Raw genomic sequence first — 3,669 nt, 5'->3', positions numbered from 1 at the left:
CAAGTGCTATCGATAGCGATGAAGTACCTGTTTACAATGCCGACAATCCTAAGAATTACCAGTTCTCTGGTAAACGAATTAAGCGAGGATTGTATCGGACAAAAGAGGAACATCTGGTTAACAGTGACTTGAATGGTTCAGCAAATATCGGAAGGAAAAGTAAGCACAATGGCTTTGCCGGAGTGTCTAGGGGGTCATTGACTGCCCCAAGAAGGATTAATCTTCTGAAACTAGAGAGAAAATGTGAAGAAGCGCGGATAAATCGCGTTTCTTCACATCCTCTTAGAATCCCCTCGGCTTTAGCCAGGGGAGGGTCAAAGTTAGAAACCCCCTTTATCAGACTTGGCGGTTGAAACCGTGTCTGGGCACACCTGGTCTGCCGACGCGGACTCAAGAATAAAGGGGGTATTAAAGTCGGATTTGGGATGATGCACCCTAATCAAAGAAACCGGGTTTTTTACAGCATCTGCAGGCTGTAACTAAGTATTTGCGCCAAAAATCCGGTTTCTTGCCACTAGTGCGTCCAAAACTCTTCGGGTCGCGGAATCCGACTAAAAGCGTAGGTTTTTTGACAAAATTAACCGGGTTTTATACAGTTGCAGATAGACTTACAGGATATTTGTTCTGATAATAACCCGGTTGGTGCGTAAGCGTTGGGAAATGAACAGGGGTCGATCGACCTTTTGGTATTTACCGCCTACCAAACTGTTAGTGGCGACGGCTGTTGCGTTTTTTTGCTGTTAAAATTGGTTTTTACTTGAGGGTGCTCACTTCCTGAAAATATTTTCCCACTTAAGCGAGATAATAATTAAATCTTATGGCTTGTCGATCGCAACAACTATTTTTACTCGCTGGAATTTTTGGGTTAGTTTGGTTGGGAAAACCAGCGAAAACATCCGCTAGCACAGTTGAAATTTTGACCTCAAATGTTGAAAATTTGGCAGCAGTTAGCAGCGGGGGCGATCGACCTTTGCTTCCCGACACTAATCTTGAGAGTCGCGAAGGCTTACGGGCCGCTGACGAGTTTCCGCAGTTACCCCCTGAATCAGAACTTGCGCCACTGTCGCCAACTCTACCCTTATCGGCACCTGCGGAAACTCCCGACCCGTCGCCGGAAGCGGCAAATTCTGCAGCTAGCACATTAAGCACAAAAACTCAAGAAACCGAGATTTTTAACCGAGGTCAAAAGCTACAAGAAAATATTGACCGACAAAAAACCGATTTGGGGATCGCTCAAGACTCGCGCCTGGGCCAACTGCCCAACCCAATTCTGCCCCGAGAGCCGGAATTACCTGCACCAACAGCACCGCAACTTCCCCCCTCGTCTCCCCTCCAACCAACCCCGCAAACACCTGTTCCCGGCGAGGCTACACCGGGAATTCCGGGTACAATTAGGGTCTCGGGCTTTGAATTTGAGGGCAACACGGCTTTTAGCGATCGCGAACTGGCAGAAGTTATTAAAGAGTTTACGGGGCGCGACATCACCTTTGCCGAACTGATCGCAGCAGAAGCAGCCATTACTCAAAAATATGTAGCGGCAGGATACATCAATTCCGGCGCTCTAATTCCCGCCAACCAAACCTTTCCCAGATCAGGAGGTGTGGTGAAAATTCGGATTGTAGAAGGCGGATTAGATGAAATTGAGATTACTGGAAACAGGCGCTTAAATTCAAATTACGTGCGATCGCGCCTAGAGCGCGCCACCAGACGGCCGCTCAACCGAGATCGGTTGCTGGAAGCCTTGCAACTGTTGCAACTCGACCCCTTAATTGCCAATATTTCGGCCGAACTCCAAGCCGGAAGCCGCCCGGAAAACAGTCGCTTAGAAGTGCGGGTAAAAGAAGCACAAAGCTTTACGGCTGACGTGTTCGCAGACAACAACCGATCGCCCAGCGTCGGCAGTTTTCGGCGTGGTGTTCGCATCACTCAAGCAAATTTGCTCGGTTTGGGCGACGGATTAGAGGTATCTTATGCTAACACCGACGGCAGCAACGAATTCAACGGCAGCTACACCGTCCCCGTCAACGCGCGCAACGGCACAGTTCGGTTGGCTGGGAGTGCTGCTAGCACCAACATCATCGAGGCACCGTTTGATGCTGTAGGAATCGAGGGGAAATCGCGGACTTACGAGTTAAGTTACCGCCAACCGATTGTCGAAAAGCCCGCTCAAACTTTGGCTTTGGGACTGAGTTTTTCGCGGCAAGAAAGCGACACTTTCCTGATGGGCGAAAGATATCCGCTTTCGGCGGGAGCAAATGAGCGCGGCGAAACCCGGGTTTCGGCTTTGCGATTTTTTCAAGAATATGTGCAGCGGAGTTCCAACCAAGTTTTCGCGGCGCGATCGCAGTTTTCCCTCGGTACCAAATTTCTGGGCGCTACTGGGAACGATAGCGGCCCTGACAGTCGCTTTCTGGCGTGGCGCGGACAAGCCCAATACGTGCGGCTGCTAGCCCCAGAAACCTTGCTGATTGTGCGTACTGACATTCAATTAGCCGATCGCCCCCTGCTTTCCCTCGAACAAATCGGGATCGGCGGCGTTCAAAGCGTGCGCGGATACCGCCAAGATTTGCTGTTAACTGATAGCGGTGCGATCGCGTCTGCAGAGGTGCGAATTCCGGTTTGGCGTGTCCCGGAAGTCCAAGGATTGTTGCAAATCGCTCCGTTTATCGATTTTGGGGTAGGGTGGAACCATTCGGGAGAAAAGCCGAATGCTGACTCCGACAAACTGCTGGGTGCAGGTGTGGGGCTAGTTTGGCAGATGGGGGATAGGTTGAATGTGCGTCTAGACTATGGTATTCCTTTGATAAATGCTCGATCGGGCGATCAAACTTTGCAGGAAAAAGGCATCTACTTTAGAATCAATTATTTTCCCTTTTAAAAACGAGCATTTAATGACTAAATTAAGGTGCATCTTCAAAAATAGAATAGCCAGAACCCCTCAGGCTTTAAAAAATCGGGGCTCTGCTTGAATAATAGCGATACAGCCGGAAACAATCTGGCTGTTGTAAATTGTGGGCGCCAGCCCGATGCAAAAACTTGACATAAATTTTCCGGACTGCAGAATCTAGCATGGATATTAGGTTAATACATATCTCCATAACACCAATTTTTTATGAGGCCCCGTAGAATCCGAGTCCCCCTAGCCCCCCAAGGCATCGGGGGGGACAAGATTCCGATCTTCGTCCCCCGACTATCAGGGGAATGCGAGGGGGATCGAGATATGTGCAACTTCACATTAAATTGGTATAACAGCTAGTCAAGGGCAGGCTTTCGGGCTATTGGTGTCAACTTCAAACTGATGAACCCTTTTCTTCCCCCTGTTGAAACAAAGGTTATTTTATGGCTAGCACCAATTTTTACTTACTATTTTGCGCCTTACTGCTGTTGCCATCTGGGGCGATCGCCCAAATCATCCCAGATAATACCCTGGGCCCGGAAAGTTCGCGAACAGTTCCCGATACTATCAACAACTTACCCTCAGATAGAATCACTGGCGGCGCAATTCGCGGCGTTAACCTTTTTCATAGCTGGCGCGAATTTAACATAGGTGAAGGGCGGGGAGCATATTTTGAAAATCCCAGGGGAATTACTAATATTTTTACCCGCGTTACCGGGGGCAATCAGTCAAATATTTTAGGAACTTTGGGAGTTTTAGGCAACGCCAATTTA

The 3,669-nt window shown here is 48.9% G+C and carries 2 protein-coding genes and 1 pseudogene; all 3 read left to right on the top strand.

The window, feature by feature from the left end; genetic code table 11:
* Positions 1-353: pseudogene (locus ACUVJL_RS32870) on the top strand (hypothetical protein); the annotation flags it as partial.
* 464 nt (positions 354-817) lie between these two features.
* On the top strand, positions 818-2,878 hold the full coding sequence (locus ACUVJL_RS32865; RefSeq protein WP_445249666.1) for a ShlB/FhaC/HecB family hemolysin secretion/activation protein: 2,061 nt from the start codon (positions 818-820) through the stop codon (positions 2,876-2,878).
* 461 nt (positions 2,879-3,339) lie between these two features.
* Positions 3,340-3,669 (top strand): two-partner secretion domain-containing protein (locus tag ACUVJL_RS32860; RefSeq protein WP_445249665.1); only part of this gene is annotated, 330 nt, incomplete at its 3' end.

This window comes from Microcoleus sp. OTE_8_concoct_300, from assembly GCF_031383065.1.
Lineage (GTDB): Bacteria > Cyanobacteriota > Cyanobacteriia > Cyanobacteriales > Microcoleaceae > Microcoleus.
Note: the sequence above shows the minus strand (reverse complement) of the source record. Positions and strands in the feature narration are given on the sequence as shown.

Excerpts from the sequence above, each read along its gene's own strand:
- ACUVJL_RS32865 (WP_445249666.1), top strand. The coding sequence starts at position 818 with ATGGCTTGTCGATCGCAACAACTATTTTTACTCGCTGGAATTTTTGGG.